The organism is Nocardia anaemiae NBRC 100462, from assembly GCF_001612725.1.
In the GTDB taxonomy this organism is placed as follows: Bacteria; Actinomycetota; Actinomycetes; order Mycobacteriales; family Mycobacteriaceae; genus Nocardia; species Nocardia anaemiae.
Genome location: NZ_BDAZ01000017.1, coordinates 44,077 through 64,531 on the forward strand (window position 1 = coordinate 44,077; position 20,455 = coordinate 64,531).

The 20,455-nt window shown below is 65.5% G+C and carries 19 protein-coding genes and 2 tRNA genes; 9 read left to right on the top strand and 12 right to left on the bottom strand.

The genetic code is table 11. The features are described from left to right. Positions 1 to 37: 37 nt before the first annotated feature. Together NA5_RS11210 and NA5_RS11215 are read right to left on the bottom strand one after the other, a co-directional pair. A complete protein-coding gene (locus NA5_RS11210; protein ID WP_062984742.1) occupies positions 38 to 1,135 on the bottom strand; it encodes a D-alanine--D-alanine ligase family protein in 1,098 nt (365 codons plus the stop codon). 55 nt (positions 1,136 to 1,190) lie between these two features. Next, positions 1,191 to 2,186: an NAD(P)H-dependent glycerol-3-phosphate dehydrogenase gene (locus NA5_RS11215; RefSeq protein WP_062984744.1), complete on the bottom strand. Its 996-nt coding sequence runs from the start codon at positions 2,184 to 2,186 to the stop codon at positions 1,191 to 1,193. 43 nt (positions 2,187 to 2,229) lie between these two features. On the opposite strand from NA5_RS11215, the gene cofC reads away from it, so the two are divergent. The 3 genes from cofC (at position 2,230) to NA5_RS11230 (ending at position 6,284) form a co-directional block, all read left to right on the top strand. Further along, the gene (gene cofC / locus NA5_RS11220; protein WP_062984746.1) at positions 2,230 to 2,919 is read left to right on the top strand and encodes a 2-phospho-L-lactate guanylyltransferase; all 690 of its coding nucleotides are present in this window, start codon (positions 2,230 to 2,232) and stop codon (positions 2,917 to 2,919) included. Positions 2,920 to 3,080: 161 nt separating this feature from the next. Then, positions 3,081 to 5,240, top strand: coding sequence for an RNA degradosome polyphosphate kinase (locus NA5_RS11225; protein ID WP_062984748.1), 2,160 nt, complete (start codon positions 3,081 to 3,083; stop codon positions 5,238 to 5,240). Positions 5,241 to 5,339: 99 nt separating this feature from the next. After that, the gene (locus tag NA5_RS11230) at positions 5,340 to 6,284 is read left to right on the top strand and encodes an NUDIX hydrolase (RefSeq protein WP_062984749.1); all 945 of its coding nucleotides are present in this window, start codon (positions 5,340 to 5,342) and stop codon (positions 6,282 to 6,284) included. 182 nt (positions 6,285 to 6,466) lie between these two features. Here NA5_RS11230 and NA5_RS11235 read toward each other — a convergent pair whose 3' ends face one another. From NA5_RS11235 to leuC, 3 genes are all read right to left on the bottom strand, one after another. Beyond that, entirely contained in the window at positions 6,467 to 7,108 is a 642-nt protein-coding gene (locus tag NA5_RS11235; protein ID WP_062984751.1) for an HU family DNA-binding protein, read from the bottom strand. 156 nt (positions 7,109 to 7,264) lie between these two features. Then, complete coding sequence (gene leuD / locus NA5_RS11240; protein ID WP_062984753.1) at positions 7,265 to 7,873, bottom strand: 3-isopropylmalate dehydratase small subunit; 609 nt, start codon at positions 7,871 to 7,873, stop codon at positions 7,265 to 7,267. A gap of 118 nt (positions 7,874 to 7,991) precedes the next feature. Then, the gene (gene leuC / locus NA5_RS11245; protein ID WP_062984755.1) at positions 7,992 to 9,413 is read right to left on the bottom strand and encodes a 3-isopropylmalate dehydratase large subunit; all 1,422 of its coding nucleotides are present in this window, start codon (positions 9,411 to 9,413) and stop codon (positions 7,992 to 7,994) included. Positions 9,414 to 9,561: 148 nt separating this feature from the next. Between leuC and NA5_RS11250 the strand changes: the two genes are divergently transcribed. The 4 genes from NA5_RS11250 (at position 9,562) to NA5_RS11265 (ending at position 11,604) form a co-directional block, all read left to right on the top strand. Further along, on the top strand, positions 9,562 to 10,263 hold the full coding sequence (locus NA5_RS11250; RefSeq protein ID WP_062984757.1) for an IclR family transcriptional regulator: 702 nt from the start codon (positions 9,562 to 9,564) through the stop codon (positions 10,261 to 10,263). 35 nt (positions 10,264 to 10,298) lie between these two features. Then, on the top strand, positions 10,299 to 10,799 hold the full coding sequence (locus NA5_RS11255) for a pyridoxamine 5'-phosphate oxidase family protein (protein WP_062984759.1): 501 nt from the start codon (positions 10,299 to 10,301) through the stop codon (positions 10,797 to 10,799). 131 nt (positions 10,800 to 10,930) lie between these two features. After that, a complete protein-coding gene (locus tag NA5_RS11260) occupies positions 10,931 to 11,125 on the top strand; it encodes a DUF5302 domain-containing protein (protein WP_062984761.1) in 195 nt (64 codons plus the stop codon). Between the two features lie 269 nt (positions 11,126 to 11,394). Continuing rightward, positions 11,395 to 11,604 carry a hypothetical protein gene (locus tag NA5_RS11265; protein WP_062984763.1) on the top strand — a complete coding sequence of 70 codons (210 nt, stop codon included), beginning with the start codon at positions 11,395 to 11,397 and terminating at the stop codon, positions 11,602 to 11,604. A gap of 216 nt (positions 11,605 to 11,820) precedes the next feature. Here the strand turns inward: NA5_RS11265 and NA5_RS11270 are convergent. The 4 genes from NA5_RS11270 to NA5_RS11285 form a co-directional block, all read right to left on the bottom strand. Then, positions 11,821 to 11,893 (bottom strand) — tRNA-Glu (locus NA5_RS11270). A gap of 154 nt (positions 11,894 to 12,047) precedes the next feature. After that, positions 12,048 to 12,119 (bottom strand) — tRNA-Gln (locus tag NA5_RS11275). A gap of 134 nt (positions 12,120 to 12,253) precedes the next feature. Further along, positions 12,254 to 13,726 (bottom strand): glutamate--tRNA ligase, encoded by a 1,473-nt coding sequence (gene gltX, locus NA5_RS11280; protein WP_062984765.1) that lies wholly within the window; start codon positions 13,724 to 13,726, stop codon positions 12,254 to 12,256. 13 nt (positions 13,727 to 13,739) lie between these two features. After that, positions 13,740 to 14,513, bottom strand: a complete 774-nt coding sequence (locus tag NA5_RS11285; RefSeq protein ID WP_062984767.1) for a fumarylacetoacetate hydrolase family protein — start codon at positions 14,511 to 14,513, stop codon at positions 13,740 to 13,742. Positions 14,514 to 14,723: 210 nt separating this feature from the next. Here NA5_RS11285 and NA5_RS11290 point away from each other — a divergent pair, with 210 nt between their 5' ends. Further along, positions 14,724 to 15,905 carry an MFS transporter gene (locus NA5_RS11290; RefSeq protein WP_062984769.1) on the top strand — a complete coding sequence of 394 codons (1,182 nt, stop codon included), beginning with the start codon at positions 14,724 to 14,726 and terminating at the stop codon, positions 15,903 to 15,905. A 264-nt stretch (positions 15,906 to 16,169) separates the two neighbouring features. Next, on the top strand, positions 16,170 to 16,649 hold the full coding sequence (locus NA5_RS40285) for a hypothetical protein (RefSeq protein WP_157110336.1): 480 nt from the start codon (positions 16,170 to 16,172) through the stop codon (positions 16,647 to 16,649). A 27-nt stretch (positions 16,650 to 16,676) separates the two neighbouring features. Here NA5_RS40285 and NA5_RS11300 read toward each other — a convergent pair whose 3' ends face one another. From NA5_RS11300 to serA, 3 genes are all read right to left on the bottom strand, one after another. After that, positions 16,677 to 17,258 (bottom strand): Uma2 family endonuclease, encoded by a 582-nt coding sequence (locus NA5_RS11300; protein ID WP_062984773.1) that lies wholly within the window; start codon positions 17,256 to 17,258, stop codon positions 16,677 to 16,679. 78 nt (positions 17,259 to 17,336) lie between these two features. Then, complete coding sequence (locus NA5_RS11305; RefSeq protein ID WP_062984775.1) at positions 17,337 to 18,344, bottom strand: 3-isopropylmalate dehydrogenase; 1,008 nt, start codon at positions 18,342 to 18,344, stop codon at positions 17,337 to 17,339. Between the two features lie 193 nt (positions 18,345 to 18,537). Further along, entirely contained in the window at positions 18,538 to 20,136 is a 1,599-nt protein-coding gene (gene serA / locus NA5_RS11310) for a phosphoglycerate dehydrogenase (RefSeq protein ID WP_062984777.1), read from the bottom strand. Positions 20,137 to 20,455: the final 319 nt, after the last annotated feature.

The window sequence follows — 20,455 nt, forward strand, 5'->3', positions numbered from 1 at the left end:
GCCATATCACAGCGAGGCGAGTAGTCCGAACGCGGTACTAGCGCAGCCCGGTGCCACGGGCGAGTGCGGTTTCGATCAGCGTGGAAACCAATGCGCGGTAGTCGATTCCGGTCGCCTCCCACATCCGCGGATACATGGAGATCGAGGTGAATCCTGGCATCGTATTGATCTCATTGATCACCGGGCCCCGCGCCGTGACGAAGAAGTCCACCCGCGCCAACCCTTGGCAGTCAAGCGCTTTGAACGCCCGCACCGCGAGTTCCCTGACGCTGTCGGATACTTCGTCGTCCAGCTTCGCCGGAACATCGAATTCGCAGACATCGTCCAGGTATTTGGTGTCGAAGTCGTAGAACTCCGGGGCGGCCGCATCGGCCTCCGGCATCCGGATCTCGGCGACCACACTGGCCGCCACCCGCCCGTCCGGGAATTCCAGCACGCCGCATTCGACTTCGCGTCCGACAATGCCCGCCTCCACGATCACCTTCGGATCGTGTTCGCGGGCCGTCGCGATCGCCGCGTCCAACTCGCTCCAATCGGTGACCTTGGTGATGCCGATCGAGGAACCACCGCGCGCCGGTTTGACGAACACCGGCAGGCCGAGCAGCGCCCGATCGTCCGCGTCCAGCGTGTCGGTCCCGTGCCGCAGCACCACCTGCCGCCCGATCGGCAGCCCCTCCGCTGCGAGCAGCTTCTTGGTGAATTCTTTATCCATGCCCGCCGCGCTGGCCAGCACGCCCGGCCCCACATACGGCACACCGGCCAGTTCGAGCATGCCCTGTAGCGTGCCGTCCTCACCGAACGGGCCGTGCAGGATCGGGAACACCACATCCACCGATCCGAGAGCCGCACTCGGATCGTCCAGCGCGACCAGCGAACCGGACCGGCTCGGATCGGCGGCCAGCGTCAACGCGGTGCCGCTGCTGTCGACCGTGGGCAGCGCATTGTCCTTGAACCCGAGCGCCGCCACCTCGGAACCACCGAGCACCCAGGCGCCGTCGCGGGTGATGCCGATGGGCACGGCCTCGTACCTTTCCGGATCGAGGTTGCGCAGCACGCTGCCAGCCGACACACACGAGACGGCGTGCTCGTTACTGCGCCCGCCGAACACCACAGCAACCCTGATCCGGTTCGTCATGCACCGAACCGTACCCGTTATGGATGCCGAACCAACCTAGCGCCCGCGTTCGCCCCTATTCCGGTTTGATCCGCCGACCCAGCAGATTGTCGACCGCCTCGCGCACCGAAAGCCCCTCATGGCATACCTGGTGTACCGACGTGGTGAGCGGCATCTCGACATTGTGCGCCGCGGCGAGCGCCCGAATCGATGTGCACGACTTCACACCCTCGGCAACCTGACCATGGGTGGCCTCCTGGGCCGCCTCCATGGACCCGCCCGCCCCGAGCACATGGCCGAACGACCGGTTGCGTGACAGCGGCGAGGTACAGGTCGCGACCAGATCGCCGACCCCGGCCAGTCCGGCCAAGGTGACCGGCTCCGCGCCGAGTGCGACACCGAGCCGAATGATCTCGGCCAGGCCGCGGGTGATCAGGCTTGCTATCGAGTTGTCACCCAATCCCATTCCCGAGGCGATGCCGCAGGCCAGCGCGATGACGTTCTTGCACGCGCCGCCGATCTCGCAGCCGATCACATCGGTATTGGTGTAGGGCCGGAAATAGCCGTTGGCGCAGGCCTGCTGCAGTGCGACCGCTCGCGCGGCATCGGTGCACGCGATCACGGTGGCCGCGGGTTGCTCGGCCGCGATCTCCTTGGCCAGATTCGGGCCGGACAGCACCGCGATGCGGCTCTCGTCGGCACCGGTGACCGCACCGATGACCTGGCTCATCCGCAACAGCGTGCCGGTCTCGATGCCCTTGGCCAGACTCAGCATCGCGGCGTCCGGCCCGATCGAGTCCCGCCAGGTCTCGAGATTCGCCCGCAGGGATTGGGACGGAACCGCGAGCACGACGATATCGGCACCGTCGAGTGCCTCGACGTGATCGTGGGTGGCCGCCACGCTGGGTAGCTGCACATCGGGCAGATAGAACGGATTGCGATGTTCGGTAGCCAGCGCCTTGGCCACCTCGGGCCGCCTTGCCCAGATCGTGACGTCGGTTCCCGCGTCCGCCAACACCTTCGCGAACGCGGTGCCCCATGATCCCGCTCCCAGCACTGCCGCCCTCGTCATCTGCCCAATATGCCATGGAACGACTCATGGAAGTATCAAGACCATGCATGCGCTGCACGCCGTGATCGCGGTCAAGAGCCTCGATCGCGCCAAGAGCCGCCTGGCCGATCGACTGCGCCCGGAATACCGGGCCCGGCTGGTGCTCGCCATGCTCGCCGACACCGTGTCCGCCGCTGTCGCGGTTCCACGGATCACGTCGGTCACCGTGGTGACCCCGGATCCGGTCGTCGCCGACCTGGCGCGCACGCTCGGCGCGGTGGTCCATCCCGAACCTCGCCGCGTGATCGACGCGACCGATCCGGACGGCCTGAACACCGCGCTCACCGACGCCGCCGACGCATTGCGGCACCGGCACGGCCCGGCCGAACTGCTGGCCCTGCAGGCGGATCTGCCCGCCCTGCGTCCCGACGAACTCTCGGACATGCTGACCACCGCGCCCGAGGGCGTTCGATCGGTCGTCGTCGACCACGCGGGCAGCGGCACGGCCGCGCTGGTGGTCCGCGATACCGTCGCCCCGCTGGATCCGCGCTTCGGCCCCGGTTCTGCGCGTCGGCACATCGCCGCGGGCGCGGTCGACCTGCACGGTGACTGGCCCGGATTGCGGCTCGACGTCGATACCGCCGAGGATCTGGACCGCGCCGTCGAACTCGGCGCGGGCGATGCGACAGGTGCTGTCCTGCACGACATCGGTTGGCCGATTCGCGTTCACGAGCGGGTACGCCGGGTGTGCTAGCCGGTCGCCACATCCGGCGTGATACGCACGGCAATGATGCTGTCGGGCTGCACACGGCCCGGTTCGTAAGGGATGATCGTTGACGTGAGTGAGCGAAGCAAGCGATCCAGGAACCAGCGTGCGTCGCGCATGTCGGTGCCGCGTGCCAGCGAGGCGCGGGCATGAGCGATATCGAAACCGTCAAACAGCAAGTGCTGCCGACCGCACTGCCCGCCGCGACACCACCTGCCGAGGATGTCGGCTCGCAGCGGTTGCCACGTGATCGCTACCTGAACCGCGAACTCAGTTGGCTCGACTTCAACACCCGAGTGCTCGCGCTTGCCGAGGACGCGTCGCTGCCACTGTTGGAGCGCGCGAAATTCCTCGCGATCTTCGCCTCGAATCTGGACGAGTTCTATATGGTCCGCGTCGCGGGCCTCAAACGCCGTGCTGAGACCGGACTTTCGGTGCGTTCGGCCGACGGCCGTTCGCCCACTGAGCAATTGGAGTTGATCACGGCGCGCGCCCAGGAGATCGCCGACCGGCATGCCCGCGTCTTCCTCGACTCGGTATTGCCCGCGCTGACCGCGGAGGGCATTTCCGTCATCGATTGGTCCGATCTGGATGACGATGAGCGCCAACGACTCTCGGGCTACTTCCAGGATCAGGTCTTTCCGGTGCTCACCCCGCTCGCGGTGGATCCGGCGCACCCGTTCCCCTACATCAGCGGCCTCAGTCTCAACCTCGCGGTGACGGTGAGGGATGCCTCCACCGGCGGCGAGCATTTCGCCCGCGTCAAGGTGCCCGACAACGTCGATCGCTTCATTCGCGTGCGGCGCACCGATTCCGGCTCCGCGGTCGCGGCCTTCCTGCCGATGGAAGCACTGATCGCCGCGCACCTCGATCTGCTGTTCCCGGGTATGAAGGTGGTCGAACACCACTCGTTCCGGATCACCCGCAATGCCGATTTCGAGGTCGACGAGGATCGCGACGAGGATCTGCTGCAGGCGCTGGAACGCGAACTCGCCCGTCGCCGCTTCGGTTCGCCGGTTCGACTAGAGGTCTCCGACGATATGACCGAGCACATGCTCGATCTGCTGCTGCGCGAGCTCGAGGTCGATCCCGGCGATGTGATCCAGGTGCCCGGTCTGCTCGACCTGTCCTGCCTATGGCAGGTGTACGGCGTGGACCGGCCCAATCTCAAGGACGCACCATATGTGCCCGCGACGCCGCCCGCGTTCGGCGAGCGCGAAACCCCGCGCAATGTCTTCCAGGCATTGCGCGAGGGCGATGTGCTGGTGCACCACCCCTACGACTCGTTTTCCACCAGCGTGCAGCGCTTCATCGAACAGGCCGCCGCCGACCCGCAGGTACTCGCGATCAAGCAGACGCTGTACCGCACCTCCGGTGACTCCCCGATCGTGAACGCGCTCATCGACGCGGCCGAGGCGGGTAAACAGGTCGTCGCGCTGGTCGAGATCAAGGCCCGCTTCGATGAACAGGCCAACATCAAATGGGCCCGCGCGCTGGAGCAGGCGGGCGTGCATGTGGTCTACGGCCTGATCGGCCTCAAGACGCACTGCAAGACCTGCCTGGTGGTGCGCCGCGAGGGTTCGACCATCCGCCGCTACTGCCATATCGGCACCGGCAACTACAACCCGAAGACCGCACGTCTCTACGAGGACGTCGGGTTGCTCACCGCCGCACCGGAAATCGGCGCCGATCTGACCGATCTGTTCAATTCGCTGACCGGTTACTCGCGAAAGGCCAACTACCGCAACTTGCTTGTCGCACCGCAGGGTGTGCGCGCCGGGATCATCGAACGGATCCAGCGCGAGATCGAGCTGGCACAGCAGGGCGTCCCGGCGCGAATCCGGATGAAGGCCAATGCAATTGTCGACGAGCAAGTCATCGACGCGCTCTACCGAGCTTCTCAGGCCGGTGTACAGGTGCAGATCGTGGTGCGCGGCATCTGCGGTCTGCGTCCCGGCGTCGAGGGAATGAGCGACAACATCGAGGTGCGCTCGATTCTCGGTCGCTTCCTGGAGCATTCGCGGATCATGCACTTCCAGGCACAGGACCAATACTGGATCGGTAGCGCCGACATGATGCACCGGAATCTGGACCGGCGCGTCGAAGTCATGGCGCAGGTGAAGGATCCGAAGCTGTGCGAGCAACTGGGCTCGGTATTCGACTCCGCCCTGTATCCGACGACCCGCTGCTGGGTACTCCAGGACGACGGCAGCTGGCATGCCTCGCCCGACGGTGCCGATCGCAACGGCGTCGAGGTGCGTGACCACCAGCAATTCATGATGCGAGTGCGGAGACCGGATCAGCAGTGAGCGAGCGCAGCGAGTGAAGCATCAATACAGCGCGCAATCGTGTACGACGGAGCCGAGCGCCAGCGAGGCACAGTCGTGAGCGGTACGACGGGATACGAAATGAACGGGGGACCGTTCTGGGATCCCCGGGTAACAGCCAACATTCACGCCGCCGGTGCGGTGCTGTGGCGCAGAGCCGCCGCAGGTTCCGGTGCCATCGAGATCGCCGTGGTACACCGGCCCAAGTATCAGGATTGGTCGCTGCCGAAAGGCAAACTCGATCCAGGGGAGACGCCAGTGCTCGCCGCCGTGCGTGAGGTCCGCGAGGAAACCGGCCTCGATTGCCGCCTCGGCCGCTATCTCGGGCACGTCACCTATCCGATACCGGGGCACCGGAAACTCAAGCGGGTCGACTATTGGGCCGCCGAGGTCTCCGGCGGTGAATTCAGCGCCAATTCCGAGGTCGATGTGCTGTCCTGGCACACCTTGGACCGGGTGATGGACCAGTTGTCGTATCCGATGGACCGACAGGTGATGCGCGCCTTCATCCGCCTGCCCGCGGCCACCGCCACACTGCTCGTGGTGCGGCACGCCAAGGCGGGCAGCAGGCACCGGTTCGACGGTCCGGACGAACAGCGCCCACTGGAGCGGGCCGGTCGGGCCCAAGCCGTGGCGCTGGTCCCGAATCTGCTGGCATTCGGTGCATCCGAGATCTATTCGGCCGATCCGGAGCGCTGCGTCCAGACGATGGAACCGCTGGCCGAGAAACTCGGCGCACCCATCAACATCGAACCGGATTTCTCCGAAACCGCTTATGCCGCAGCGCCGGACAAGGCTCGACAACGCGCCGTCGCACTGGTGTCGGATCATGCGGTGCGCGTTCTGTGCAGTCAGGGCAAGGTAATTCCGGATCTGCTGCGCTGGTGGGCCGATCGGGACGGCATTGCGCTGCCGTCCGCGCGTAACCGCAAGGGCAGTGTGTGGGTGCTGTCGTTCGCCTCGGGTCGACTGGTCGCCGCCGACCACCTCGACCGGTCACTATCGGACGCCATCGTCAAATCCTGACACGCGGTCGAGTTCTGCCGTTCCGGGAGACACCAACCGTCATACGGTCGCTTCTCGACACCCGACCCGGGCGCAGAGAGCCGAAACGGCCCCGAGGCGAACCTCGGGGCCGTTTCGAGTCGGTACTGCGGGTGATCCCGCCTAGCGGAGCCGAACCACCCGGTGGCACTGCACCTTCAGCGTCAGCGCGCGCGCCGGGCCGGAGCCTTCTTGGCCGCGGTCTTCTTCGCGGGCGCCTTCTTCGCCACCGTCTTCTTGGCGGCGGTGGTCTTGGCCGCCGTCGTCGACTTCTTGGCCGCTGTCGCCTTCTTGGCGGCGGTCTTCTTGGCGGGTGCCTTCTTCGCGGCCGTCTTGGTGGCAGTTGCCTTGCGCGCCGTCGTCTTTGCCGGGGCCTTCTTGGCCGCCGTCTTCTTCGCGGGCGCCTTGGTGGCGGTCGTCTTCTTGGCGGCGGTCTTCTTCGCCGCTGTCTTCTTCGCGGCCGCCTTCTTGGCTGCCACCGGTGCATTCGCGCCGCGCTTTACCGCAGGGCCGCTCGCGGTCAGCTTCTGCTTACCCGCGATGACGGCTTTGAACTGCGCGCCCGGACGGAACGCGGGCACCGAAGTGGGCTTCACCTTCACGGTTTCGCCGGTACGCGGGTTCCGCGCGACGCGAGCCGCACGCTTACGCTGTTCGAACACACCGAATCCGGTGATTGTGACGCTCTGACCCTTGTGCACCGCGCGCACGATGGTGTCGACCACATGCTCGACTGCCGCGGTGGCCGTGCGCCTGTCCGTACCCAACTTTTCGGTCAGAACGTCGATCAGTTCCGCCTTGTTCATTGAATCCTCCGCAGACTAATGGCCCGTCGTCGGACCGACTAGGTACCACGGTAAACCCACTTTGGGCAAGAGTCTATGTGCCACGCCAAAATTCATGTGGTTTAGCACACGTCCAGCTACCGCCCCAAGGCGAACTCAGCTATCGCTACCGGGTGATTACGCCTGCGAAATATGCGCCGGAAGGGTTGTGGGTTTCCAACTTGGCCTTGCCTTTTCGAACTCGCCGATGACGTCACTACGCCGCAGTGTCAGCCCGATGTCGTCCAATCCTTCGAGCAGACGCCACCGTGTGTAGTCATCAATATCGAACGGCAACACGACGGTTCCGGCCGTCACAGTGCGTGCCTCGAGGTCTACTACCAATTCGAGACCGGGCTGTTCCTCGAGCAACTTCCAGAGCATTTCGACATCGTTCTGTGACATCTGCGCGGCCAACAGTCCACCCTTACCCGCATTGCCGCGGAAGATGTCGGCGAAGCGCGCGGAGATGACGACTCGAAAGCCGTAGTCCGACAGTGCCCAAACCGCGTGTTCGCGGGAGGATCCGGTGCCGAAGTCCGGACCGGCCACCAGCACACTGCCCCGCTTATACGGTTCGGTGTTCAGAATGAAGTCCGGATCCGATCGCCATGCTGCGAACAGTCCGTCCTCGAATCCCGTTCGCGTCACCCGCTTCAGGTACACGGCCGGAATGATCTGATCGGTGTCGACATTGGATCGGCGCAGCGGCACGCCGATCCCCTTGTGCACGGTGAAGGCTTCCATTTGCTGATTCTCCTAGGGTCATTAGACGATTTGGGCCAGCCGTTTCGAACGACCTGCAAGCGGTCAGCCGCGACCGGAACAACGAATCGGCGCGGACACAACGGCGTCCGCGCGCCGATCAGTCCAGATCCGCGGGCGAGGACAAGGTGCCGCGGACCGCCGTCGCGGCCGCTACGAGCGGGGAAACCAGGTGTGTACGGCCACCTTTGCCCTGCCGACCCTCGAAGTTACGGTTCGAAGTCGAGGCGCAACGCTGACCCGGCGCGAGCTGATCGGGATTCATTCCCAAGCACATCGAGCAGCCCGCCTGACGCCATTCGGCGCCCGCCGCAGTGAAAATCTCGCCCAGTCCTTCTTTTTCCGCCTGGGCACGTACCCGCATAGATCCCGGTACAACCAACATTCGCACCCCGTCGGCGACGCGGCGGCCCTTCAAAATCCCGGCCACCGCACGCAAATCCTCGATGCGTCCGTTGGTGCACGAACCGACGAATACGGCGTCGACCGATACATCACGAAGTGGAGTACCGGGCTCCAAATCCATGTATCGCAACGCTTTCTCCGCGGACTCGCGGGCCGTCTCGTCGGTAATCTGCGCGGGATCGGGCACCTGCTCGCCCAGTGGCGCACCCTGTCCCGGGTTGGTACCCCAGGTGACGAACGGGGTCAGCGAAGCGGCGTCGATGTGCACCTCGGCGTCGAAAACCGCGCCCTCATCGGTCTGGAGCGCCTCCCAGGCGGCCACTGCGGCATCCCAGTCGGCTCCCTGCGGCGCGTGCGGGCGTCCTTTGAGGAATTCATAGGTGGTTTCGTCAGGAGCGATCATGCCTGCCCGCGCGCCCGCCTCGATCGACATGTTGCAGATCGTCATTCGCGCCTCCATCGACATGGCGCGAATGGCCTCGCCGCGATACTCGAGCACATAGCCCTGACCGCCGCCGGTACCGATCTGGGCGATGACAGCCAGAATCAGGTCCTTACTCGTGACACCGGGCGGCAATTGACCGTCGACGGTGATCGCCATGGTCTTGAACGGGCGCAGCGAGAGTGTCTGCGTGGCAAGGACGTGTTCGACCTCGCTGGTGCCGATGCCCATGGCCAGCGCGCCGAACGCGCCGTGCGTGGAAGTGTGGCTATCGCCGCACACCACCGTCATTCCGGGCTGAGTCAGACCCAATTGCGGCCCGACGACGTGCACGATGCCCTGATCCAGATCCCCCATCGGATGCAGGCGCACACCGAATTCCACGCAATTGCGGCGCAGCGTCTCGACCTGGGTGCGCGAAATGGGGTCGGCGATCGGCTTATCGATATCGATCGTCGGGACATTGTGGTCCTCGGTCGCGATGGTGAGATCGGGACGACGCACCGGACGGCCCGCGGCGCGGAGTCCGTCGAAGGCCTGCGGGCTGGTCACCTCGTGTACGAGGTGCAGATCGATGTAGATCAGATCGGGCTCCCGCGAGGCGCCCTCGCCCTCTCCGCGGGCGACGACGTGCTGCTCCCACACCTTCTCGGCCAGTGTGCGGCGCTCGGCCATTCTCGATCACCTTTCCGACGAGCAACCGAGTTACGCGATCCGGGCTGAGGCGCGCACACGGCTGCACAAGTTTTGACTGTTCCGACGCGTCCGGAGCGAGCAGACCGTTGAGTGGCTTTCTCAATATCCGAGACGCTAATATCGTTCTATGAGACAGCATAGCGGTATCGGCGTCCTCGACAAAGCGGTGTCAGTGTTATATGCCGTCGCAGAACATCCCTGCGGTCTCAATGAGCTGTGCACCCGCACCGGCCTGCCCCGGGCCACCGCCCATCGGCTTGCCGTCGGGCTCGAGGTACACCGACTGCTCGCCCGCGACAACAACGGGCTCTGGCGGCCCGGGCCCGCCCTCGCCGAACTCGCCGCCGGGGCCACCGATCCACTGCACGAGGCCGCCGCGGCCATTCTCCCGCGTCTGCGCGAGATCACCGGCGAGAGCGTTCAGATCTATTGCCGAGACGGCAATGCGCGGGTCTGCATCGCCGCCCTGGAACCGCCCGTCGGCCTGCGCGACACCGTTCCGATCGGGGCCCGGCTGCCGCTCACCGCGGGTTCGGCGGCGAAGGTGCTGGTCGCCTGGGCGGATCCGGAATTGCAGCGCATCATCCTGGCCGATGCCGTCTTCGGGGAGCGGGCGCTGGCCGAGGTCCGCAAGCGCGGCTGGGCCCAGAGCGCCGCCGAGCGGGCCAGCGGTGTGGCCAGCGTCTCCGCACCCGTGCGCGACGCCGCGGGCCATGTCGTCGCGGCCGTCTCGGTATCCGGACCGATCGATCGCATGGGCCGCAGGCCGGGCGCGCGCTGGGCGGCCGACCTGGTCGCCGCCGCGGACGCACTGCACAAGCGGCTGTAACGCGTTATAGTTTCGAACCTCTAAAGTTGGTGCGCATGGGAGTAAACCAACGGGCGCAGATCGTCATGTCCGACGCCGAGATTTCCGAATTCCTGCAGCGCAGCCGCATCGCGACGCTGGCAACCATCGGCCCGAACGGCGCACCGCACCTGACCGCGATGTGGTACGGCCTGATCGACGGCGAGATCTGGTTCGAGACCAAAGCCAAATCGCAAAAAGCGGTGAACCTGCGCCGCGATCCCCGCGTAACCTGCATGGTCGAGGCGGGCCAGACCTACGACCAGTTGCGCGGCGTCTCCATCGAGGGCCATGCCGAGATCATCGATGATCCGGAGAAGCTCTTCGCCGTCGGAGTGAGCGTCTGGGAGCGCTACACCGGCCCCTACAGCGAAGAGGTTCGCCCGCTCGTCGAGCAGATGCTCAACAAGCGCATAGCGGTCCGCGTGGTCCCGGACCGCCTGCGCAGCTGGGACCACCGCAAACTCGGCCTCCCCCAACTCCCGTTGGGCGGCACCACCGCCCAACCCCTCGATTGATCGCGCCACGCGGGCAAAATCCCCCTGACACGCCCGGTGCGGCACAGTAGCGTCAATCTTGTTCGACCCGAATCGGCAGCGCGGCGACGCCCCCGTGGCGCGCCACCCGGCCGCGACGACGAGGAGCAGACATGGCGGAAGCGGAAAGTTCCAACGGCAAGGTGGCACCGAGCACCGAGGACGTCAAACGCAAGTTCAAGGAAGCCCTGGAGCGCAAAAACCAGCACCACGCCAAGTCGAACGACCACCTCGACGGCCGCTCCAAAGCAACCTCCGCCCACGGCAACGCCAGCCACAAGCGAGAATTCCGCCGCAAGAGCGGATAGGCACACCCCCAGCAGGCCCTCCAGCGAAACCGCTGGAGGGCCTTTGCGTATCGCCAAACCCCTCGCTGCCCACAAGTACAGCTCGAATCCCATGCGCGACAGCCCGCAGATGAACCTGCCACTCCACCAGTCCGAGCGGTCTCACCAGCGAGAAAACATCACACCCACGCAGAATCACCCCATGCTCCGAAGCAAACTCCGAGCCGAACGAGCTCGAAGGCGAAGCCCTCCCGGAAGTCCCGGTCTGGGCCCTCGAGGCGGGCCGGTCTGTGCAATCCAGACAGGCCGGTCTGGGCTACTTCGGACAGGCCGGTCTGGGCTACTTCGGACAGGCCGGTCTGGGCTACTTCGGACAGGCCGGTCTGGGCTACTTCGGACAGGCCGGTCTGGGCTACTTCGGACAGGCCGGTCTGGGCTACTTCGGACAGGCCGATCTGGGCTACTTCGGACAGGACCGGGATCAACTCACAACAAACTGAGGAACCAATCCCCCCAAGAACCACGCAGCACCACGGAAACAGGGCCACACCCCACAGCGGCACCCTGACCTGCTGTTCCGGGGCGAAGCCTCCGGCCACCCTCGGGGGTCCGGGGGCAAAGCCCCCGGGTGGGGGTGTGGGGGTTTCACCCCCACAAAACAATGCGAAAACGAGAAAGGCTCACGCTCTGTGTGAGCATGAGCCTTGCACTCGTTGTAGCCCCGACGGGATTCGAACCCGCGCTACCGCCTTGAGAGGGCGGCGTCCTAGGCCGCTAGACGACGGGGCCAGGACTCGATCTCCCACATTTCAGTGGGTGATCTTTCCGGTTGATCTTTCGATCAGTGGAAGCTCGGTTAGCTTAGCCGACCGAAGCTCGGCGACCAAATCGCCGGATGCTGAACAACTTTCGGTCGCGCGCCGAGAGAAGAACAACATTTCCGCTGGGGTACCAGGACTCGAACCTAGAATGGCTGAACCAGAATCAGCTGTGTTGCCAATTACACCATACCCCAATGACCAGGACGTTCGACCTCGTGTCCGGCTGACCCGAGGCCCTGTTCCGAGCCGAGAAGTAGAGTACCAAACCGCATACGGTCTACTACAAATCGGCTGGTCAACGCCCTGTTTTTCGGTCCCAACGGAAATTTCAGGCCGGTGCCGTCCAGTTCCGCGCCGAGCGCAGCCGGGCCAGGCTCGTCTCGCGGCCGAGCAGCTCCAGCGATTCGTACAACGGCGGGCTGATATGCGAACCCGTCACTGCCACTCGCACTGGTGCGAACGCCTTGCGCGGTTTGAGCCCCAGATCATCGATGAGAGCCGTTTTGAGCGCATCCTCGATAGCGGGGGTGGTCCAGGCGGTCAGCGGCTCCAGTGCGGCAATGGCGGCATCCAATACCGACGTGGCTTCGGATCCGAGGTTTTTCGCCCCCGCCGCCGGATCAATCGCGAACTCTTCCGCGGGCGCGAACAAGAAACGCAGCAGATCCCACGCGTCGGCCAACACCACGATCCGGGTCTGCACCAGTTCGGCGGCCGCGGCGAACAACTTGTCGTCGATGTCGGCGCCGATGCGGCCGTGTTCGGTGAGGAACTCACGCAAGCGGTGCGCGAAATCACCCGGCTCCAGCAATCGGATGTGTTCGGCGTTGAGCGCGTCCGCCTTCTTCTGATCGAAACGGGCCGGATTCGAATTCACTTTCGAGATATCGAAGGCCGCCACCATCTCCGCCATCGAGAAAACATCGCGATCTTCCGCGATGCCCCAGCCGAGTAGCGCCAGGTAATTCAGCAAACCCTCCGGGATGAATCCCCTATCCCGATGGACGAACAGATTCGACTCCGGATCGCGCTTGGACAACTTCTTGTTGCCCTGCCCCATCACGAACGGCAGATGACCGAACTCCGGAGTGAACTCCGCGACGCCGATCCGGCGCATAGCCGCATAGAGCGCGATTTGACGTGGAGTGGACGAGAGAATGTCCTCACCGCGCAACACATGGGTGATCTTCATCAATGCGTCGTCGACCGGGTTAACCAGCGTATAGAGCGGATCGCCATTACCGCGAGTGAGTGCGAAATCGGGCACGGTACCCGCTTTGAAGGTGGTTTCGCCGCGCACGAGATCGTGCCAGGTGATGTCTTCATCGGGCATTCGCAGTCGGATTACCGCCGGGCGTCCGGCCGCGCGATGTGCCGCGATTTCACCGGGGGTGAGATCACGGTCGTAGTTGTCGTAGCCGAGTTTCGGATCGCGGCCGGCGGCGCGATGGCGCGCCTCGACTTCCTCGGGCGTGGAGAAGGATTCATACGCTTCACCGGCCGCCAGCAAATTCCGCACGACCTCCATATGCAGCTCGCGTCGCTGCGATTGCCGATAGGGCGCATAGGGCCCGCCGACTTCCGGCCCTTCGTCCCAGGTGAGGCCGAGCCAGCGCAGCGCGTCCAGGATCGCACCATAGGATTCTTCGGAATCGCGTGCGGCATCGGTATCTTCGATGCGAAAGACGAACTTGCCGCCGGTGTGGCGGGCGTACGCCCAATTGAACAGCGCCGTCCGGATCAGGCCGACATGCGGCGTTCCGGTCGGTGACGGGCAGAAGCGGACCCGTACTTCAGTCATGGCTCTCTTTCGACTAGCGCTTGGCGGCAACAGGATTGGTGAGGGTTCCGATGCCCTCGACGGTCACGGAGACGTTCTGCCCGGCCCGCAATGGTCCGACGCCCTCCGGGGTGCCGGTCAGCAGCACGTCGCCGGGCAGCAGTGTCATCACCGTAGTCACCCATTCGATGAACTTCGGAATATCGTGCAGCAGAAGCGAAGTGCGGCTGCGCTGGCGAACCTCGCCGTCGACTTCGGTGACGATCTCCAGATCCGAAGGGTCGAGCGAGGTTTCGATCCACGGGCCGAGCGGGCAGAAGGTGTCGTAGCCCTTACCCCGGGTCCACTGGCCGTCGTGCTTCTGCTGATCACGCGCGGTCACATCGTTGGCGACGGTGTAACCGAGCACCACATCGAGCGCGCGGGCGGCGGGTACATCCTTGCACGGACGGCCGATGACGATCGCCAGCTCGCCCTCGTAGTCGACCTGGGATGAGCTGGGCGGCAATACGATCGACGCGTTCGGGCCGATGATCGAGGTGCTCGGCTTCATGAAGATCACCGGATCCGCCGGTGCGACCCCGCCCATTTCGGCCGCGTGCGCGGCGTAGTTCTTGCCGATGCAGACCACCTTGCTGGCCAGAATCGGCGCGAGCAGGCGCACATCGGCCAGCGGCCAACTCCGCCCGGTGAATGTCGGAGTACCGAACGGATGTTCCGCGATCTCCTTGGCGACGCTCTCGCTCCCCTCCCCTTCGATGCTGACGAAAGCGACTCCATCGGGACTGGCGATTCGACCTAGACGCATGCACCGCAGTCTATCGACCGCCCTCGACCTGCTCGAACGCGCCCGACCGAGCGGTCCGGAACCGCGCGCGGCGGCGGGTTCCGCAACTCGCGCTGTGAGCTGTTCGACAGCACCACAGCCGAATCCGCTCGCCCACTGGGTGTACCGTGAGACTCGATGTTCACACAATGAGAACTCATTCCCACATTTTGAGATTTCGAGGTGAGGCCGATGGCTACGACCGTGACGCAGATGCGCGAGATCCGCCGGTGGTCCATGCTCGGCCTCGGCGTGTTCGCACAGGCCTCCAGCGCCGTCTTCATCCATGGGGTGCCATTCCTACTGCCCGCGCTGACGGCTGATGACATGCCGCTGGCCACCGCGGGACTGCTGGTGGCCATGCCGACTGTCGGGCTGGTGTGCACGCTGATCGCCTGGGGTTATGTCGTGGACCGGATCGGCGAGCACAAGGTGCTGGTCGGCGGACCGCTGCTGATGTTCGGCGCGGGCATCGCGGCGGCTACCGTCTCCGATCACGTGCTGCTCGGCGCATTGCTGTTCCTGGGCGGCGTCGGCGCGGCGAGTACGAATGGCGCCAGCGGCCGAGTGATCGTCGGATGGTTCCCGCCGCAGCGGCGCGGACTGGCCATGGGCATTCGACAGACCGCACAGCCCATCGGCGTCGGCATCGGCGCGTTCAGCATTCCCGCCGTCGCGGCCGCGCACGGTGTCTCGGCGGCCATTCTGGTGCCCGCCGTGATGGCGGGTGTGGCCGCCCTGGGGTGCCTGATCGGAATCATCGATCCGCCACGGCCCGCGGGCGCGGCGGCGGATCGGGCCAACCCGTATCGCGGTGATTCCACGCTCTGGCGCATCCATGCGGTGTCGGTGCTGCTGTGCATTCCCCAAGGGACCGTATGGACTTTCGCATTATTGTGGTTGCACGATGACGTTGGCTGGTCGCTGCCCGTGGCGGGTGCTCTGGTGACCGGAACCCAATTCCTCGGCGCCCTAGGAAGAATCGGCGCGGGCGCATGGTCCGATCGCGTCGGCAGCCGACTGGGACCACTGCGTATCGTCGCCGTCGCCGCCGTAATCTCCATGGCCGCCTTGGCTTTTGCCGCGTGGACGCATGCGTGGTGGGCGGCGATCCCGCTGCTGATCGCCGCGTCGGTCATCACGGTTTCCGATAACGGTTTGGCCTTCACGGCGGTCGCCGAGATCGCCGGACCGTTCTGGAGTGGACGCGGATTAGGTATCCAGAACACCGGCCAGAACCTCGCAATGGCGGCTATACCACCGGTTTTCGGCGCGCTGATCACCGCGAGCGGATTTTCCGCCGCGTATCTTTTGGCCGCCCTGCTGGCCATGGCAGCGGTTCCGCTGGTCCCCGCTGATCGACGAACCGAATAACGGCTCCTTGGGAATTCGCGCCCGTTCCGGTTCGCCGGAGCGGGCGCGATGCAAGTGCGCCAGACACTCGCGGCCACCTCCTCATGCGAACCGGAACTCAGCGCGGGCACCGCAGGGCGATGGCCGCGGACTCGACGGTCGACTGTCCTCATAAACCTCGAGACGCGATCGCCCCGCCTGCTGACACTGCCCGGCAAGATCACCTACGCACCAGGACGTAAACCTGGCCTTGACAAGCACAGGATGTCAAGCCACGCTTTACACATGTCCGAAGAAGAGCAGCGCGTCGACCCGCGGGATGAGCGGGCGATGCTGGGAAAGTTGTTGTCCGCCAATGCGGAACTGGTCGTGGGTGTGCTACGCCCGGAGGAGGGCAAGCCCAGCGTGCCGGTACTTGCCGCGCTCACCGCGACCCGAAATCTCAGTCGACTCGTCGACGACATCCTGCACACCCTGGCCCGGCAGGCCCGCGAAGAAGGCCACACCTGGGCTGAAATCGGCGATCTCCTCGGCACCTCCCGCCAAGCGGCCTTCCAACGTTTCAGCGGCCCGATGCCTCCGATGGGCCCCCTCCCGACACCGCCCGCTCCCCCGACACCACCTGTTGTTCCCCCGGCTCCACCCGGATTCCTCACCCCGCCAGCAGGTTTCCGCACGCCGCCGCACATGCCCATGCCACCCGGCCCGCCCCCGATGCCCACCCCACCCGACATGCCGAAGCCCCCCAACCCACCAGGCCGGTGATCGGCGCACCGGCCGAGCGCGAATAGGTCAGATCTCGATCAAGGCGGCCGGATCGAAACTCACCCGGAACGGTGGATCGGCGGTGATCGCCGCGGTGAAAACGGTTCCCGCCGTCACCACTGGACGGGCGCGAAAGGCGCCGTCCGCGAGCAGCATTCGGTGGATCCGGACCTCCGGATGGTGCTCGACTATCCAGTACTGCGGAATCTCGATGGCCGCGTACTCGTGCACCTTCCTGACCCGATCGGTGCGTTCGCTGCCATCGCCCGGCGCGATGACTTCCACGGCGAGCAGCACCTGGGTACCCGGGATCAGCCTCGGTGTTTCGGCGATAATCGCAGCCCGCGCAACATCTCTCGGGATCACCACGATATCCGGCTTGCGAATGCCGCTGGGCGTGTTGACTTCCCAACCACCACCGACGAATACGTGCACCGCGGCCACACCGGCCGCGATATCGATGAGTCGCCCGAGCCGCTGCACCACGAAATCGTGACGCGCGCCGCCCGCGATCGCGATCAACCATCCGTCCTCGAGCTCGAAACCCTTACCGCCGTCCGGCAATCTGCGCAGATCCGCATGGGTGTACGGTCCTCGACGCTCGGTCATCGGACTGCCTCACGTTCCTGCGAATCGAAAGGCCCGCGCACGAACTCGCTCGGGCGCGGGCCACAACGGGAGAACACCTCAGACCGCCGCGGCGATCCGATCTCCGATCTCGACGGTCGAGGCCGCATCGGTGCGCGACGCGAGATCCTTGGCGACCGCCGCTTCGATGCGGGCGGCGCCTTCGGTATTTCCGAGATGGTTGAGCAGCAACGAGACCGACAGAATCGCGGCGGTCGGATCGGCCTTGGACTGGCCGGCGATATCGGGGGCACTGCCGTGCACCGGCTCGAACATGCTCGGGTTGGCGCCGGAGGCATCGATATTGCCGCTGGCCGCCAGGCCGATTCCACCGCTGACGGCGGCCGCGAGGTCTGTGATGATGTCGCCGAAGAGGTTGTCGGTGACGATCACATCGAAGCGGCCAGGATCATTGACCATGTGGATAGTTGCGGCGTCGATGTGCTGGTAGGCGGTCTGCACCTCGGGGAACTCCGCCGCGACCTCGTTCACCGTGCGCTGCCACAGCGAACCGGCGAAGGTCAGCACATTGTTCTTGTGCACCAGGGTGAGGTGCTTGCGCCGGGCCTGCGCCTTCGCGAAGGCGTAGCGGACCACGCGCTCGATGCCGAAGCGGGTGTTGGTGCTGACCTCGGTGGCGACCTCGTGCGGTGTCTCGACTCGGATCGCGCCGCCGGTGCCGGTGTACGGCCCCTCGGTGCCCTCGCGCACAACCACGAAGTCGATATCCGGATTGCCCGCGAGCGGACTGGTCACGCCCGGGTACAGCTTGGACGGACGCAGGTTCACGTGGTGATCCAGCGCGAACCGGGTGCGCAGCAGCAGTCCGCGTTCGAGCACGCCGCTGGGCACCGACGGATCGCCGATCGCACCGAGCAGGATCGCATCGTGCTGCTTCAGCTCGGGCAGCACCGAATCCGGCAGGATCTCGCCGGTCGCGTGGTAACGCCGCGCACCCAGGTCGTATTCGGTCTTCTCGACCCCCGGCTGCACCACGTCGAGCACCTTGAGCGCCTCCGCGATGACCTCGGGTCCGATCCCATCACCAGCGATAACAGCAAGCTTCATAACAACAAGGCTCCGTTCAGTATTGCCGACCGCCACCGTACTTCGTCTCGCACCGCACCCAGCTGTCGGGCATCCAGTGCGTTTTCGCATCCAGCGCACTGTTCGCCCGGCAATCTCATGCGCGGCGTGACATGTCATACCGGGCACATGTGACGGCGCCGCGCACGGTGGACGTGCGCGGCGCCGGTAATGGTCAGAACAGGTCGACCAGGACGATCTTGGACGCGCCGACGGATTCGGCGATCGCGGCCTGGACGTCGGCGGGAACTTCGCGAGCCACACGGAGAACCACGGTCGCGCCCTCCTTGTCCACATCCTGGCTCAGCTGTGCGGCGAGGATGTCGATCTCGGCCTCACCGAGCTTGGTGCCGATCTTGCCGAGCGCGCCCGGCTTGTCCTCGTAGTTCAGCACGGCCAGGTTCAGGCCCTCGGCGCGCATATCGTAGTTGCGGCCGTTGATGTTGACGATCTTCTGCACCAGCTGCGGCTCGGTCAGTGTGCCCGCCACGTTCAGGGTGCTGCCGTCGCCGAAGACCGCGCGCAGGTCGACGACGCTGCGGTGGCTCGGGCTCTCCGAAACCTTGGTGACCTGGGTGGTGATGCCGCGCTCCTTGGCCAAGGCGGGGGCATTGACGAAGGTGACCTGATCCTCGACGAGCGCGGAGAAGATGCCGCGCAGCGCCGAAAGTTCCAGCACCGCAACATCTTGCGCGGCCAGCTCGCCGCGCACCTGCACCTCGACGCTGACCGGCAGCTCGTTCGACACCGCACCGAGCAGGTGCCCCTGCTTGCGTACGATCTCCAGCCACGGCGCCACCTCGTCACCGACGGCGCCGCCGGTGACATTCACCGCGCCCGGCACGAATTCACCGGCCAGAGCCAGCAGTACGGACTTCGCGACATCGGTGCCCGCGCGGTCCTGCGCCTCGGCGGTGGACGCGCCGAGGTGCGGTGTCACCACCACCTGCGGCAGGTCGAACAGCGGGCTGTCGGTGCACGGCTCGGTATCGAATACGTCCAGACCGGCGGCGCGCACGTGACCCGACTTGATGGCGTCGGCGAGCGCCTGCTCGTCGACGAGGCCACCGCGGGCAGCGTTGACGATGATGACGCCCGGCTTGGTCTTGGCGATGGCCTCCTTGCCGATGATGCCCTTGGTCTCCGGGGTCTTCGGCAGGTGCACCGAGATCAGGTCGGCGCGCTCGAGCAACTCGTCCAGGCTCAGCAGTTCGATGCCGAGCTGGGCGGCGCGGGCCGGGGAGACATAGGGGTCGTAGGCGATCACCTTGGTCTCGAAGGCGGCCAGACGCGCGGCGAAGAGCTGGCCGATGCGGCCGAGGCCGACCACACCGACGGTCTTGTCGAAGATCTCGACACCGTTGAACTTGCTGCGCTGCCAGGTCCGCTCGCGCAGGGTGGAATCGGCGGCGGGAATCTGACGGGCCGCGGCCAGCAGCAGCGTGACGGCGTGCTCGGCGGCGGTGTGGATGTTGGAGGTGGGCGCGTTGACCACCATGACGCCGCGCTCGGTGGCCGCTGGCACATCGACATTGTCGAGGCCGACACCGGCGCGGGCGACGATCTTCAGTTTCTTCCCGGCCTCGAGCACCTCGGCGTCGACAGTGGTCGCCGAGCGGACGAGGAGGGCATCCGCCTCGGGCACCGCGGCCAGCAGCGCCGGACGGTCGGGGCCGTCGACCCAGCGGACCTCGACACCGTCACCGAGCGCGTCGACGGTCGACTGGGCGAGCTTGTCGGCGATCAGAACAACAGGACGGCCTGCTTGGCTCACTGTGGGGTACTCCTGGGAGGAAAGGGGGTCGGCAATTACCGCGCACCAGCTTAGTTGGCCGGAATCCGCCGCGGCCTGCCCCCCGGTAGGCGGGTGCCCCAACATGAAGGAAGGCCTCGCACCAACGGTGCGAGGCCTTCCCTCGTCGCACGCCGTCACGGCGGCGTCGGCACGGTCGAATCAATCGACCGAGACAGCGCTATCAGCCGCCGAAAGAGCCCGTCCACAGGGTATTGAAAAGACCGTGCAGAGCAGCGCTACCGGTCGAGAACAGGCCGTTCAGGGCGGCGGAACCGGTGTCGATGATAACGGGGATCAT

Bases quoted from the DNA above. Each gene is read 5' to 3' on its own strand.
- NA5_RS11300 (WP_062984773.1), bottom strand. From the start codon at position 17,258: ATGACCGAGCGTCGAGGACCGTACACCCATGCGGATCTGCGCAGATTG.
- NA5_RS11260 (WP_062984761.1), top strand. From the start codon at position 10,931: ATGGCGGAAGCGGAAAGTTCCAACGGCAAGGTGGCACCGAGCACCGAG.
- NA5_RS11290 (WP_062984769.1), top strand. From the start codon at position 14,724: ATGGCTACGACCGTGACGCAGATGCGCGAGATCCGCCGGTGGTCCATG.
- NA5_RS11305 (WP_062984775.1), bottom strand. From the start codon at position 18,344: ATGAAGCTTGCTGTTATCGCTGGTGATGGGATCGGACCCGAGGTCATC.
- cofC (WP_062984746.1), top strand. From the start codon at position 2,230: ATGCATGCGCTGCACGCCGTGATCGCGGTCAAGAGCCTCGATCGCGCC.
- NA5_RS11255 (WP_062984759.1), top strand. From the start codon at position 10,299: ATGGGAGTAAACCAACGGGCGCAGATCGTCATGTCCGACGCCGAGATT.
- NA5_RS11250 (WP_062984757.1), top strand. From the start codon at position 9,562: ATGAGACAGCATAGCGGTATCGGCGTCCTCGACAAAGCGGTGTCAGTG.
- NA5_RS11210 (WP_062984742.1), bottom strand. From the start codon at position 1,135: ATGACGAACCGGATCAGGGTTGCTGTGGTGTTCGGCGGGCGCAGTAAC.
- NA5_RS11215 (WP_062984744.1), bottom strand. From the start codon at position 2,186: ATGACGAGGGCGGCAGTGCTGGGAGCGGGATCATGGGGCACCGCGTTC.
- NA5_RS40285 (WP_157110336.1), top strand. From the start codon at position 16,170: ATGTCCGAAGAAGAGCAGCGCGTCGACCCGCGGGATGAGCGGGCGATG.
- NA5_RS11235 (WP_062984751.1), bottom strand. From the start codon at position 7,108: ATGAACAAGGCGGAACTGATCGACGTTCTGACCGAAAAGTTGGGTACG.
- leuC (WP_062984755.1), bottom strand. From the start codon at position 9,413: ATGGCCGAGCGCCGCACACTGGCCGAGAAGGTGTGGGAGCAGCACGTC.
- NA5_RS11230 (WP_062984749.1), top strand. From the start codon at position 5,340: ATGAACGGGGGACCGTTCTGGGATCCCCGGGTAACAGCCAACATTCAC.
- gltX (WP_062984765.1), bottom strand. From the start codon at position 13,726: ATGACTGAAGTACGGGTCCGCTTCTGCCCGTCACCGACCGGAACGCCG.
- leuD (WP_062984753.1), bottom strand. From the start codon at position 7,873: ATGGAAGCCTTCACCGTGCACAAGGGGATCGGCGTGCCGCTGCGCCGA.
- NA5_RS11285 (WP_062984767.1), bottom strand. From the start codon at position 14,513: ATGCGTCTAGGTCGAATCGCCAGTCCCGATGGAGTCGCTTTCGTCAGC.
- NA5_RS11225 (WP_062984748.1), top strand. From the start codon at position 3,081: ATGAGCGATATCGAAACCGTCAAACAGCAAGTGCTGCCGACCGCACTG.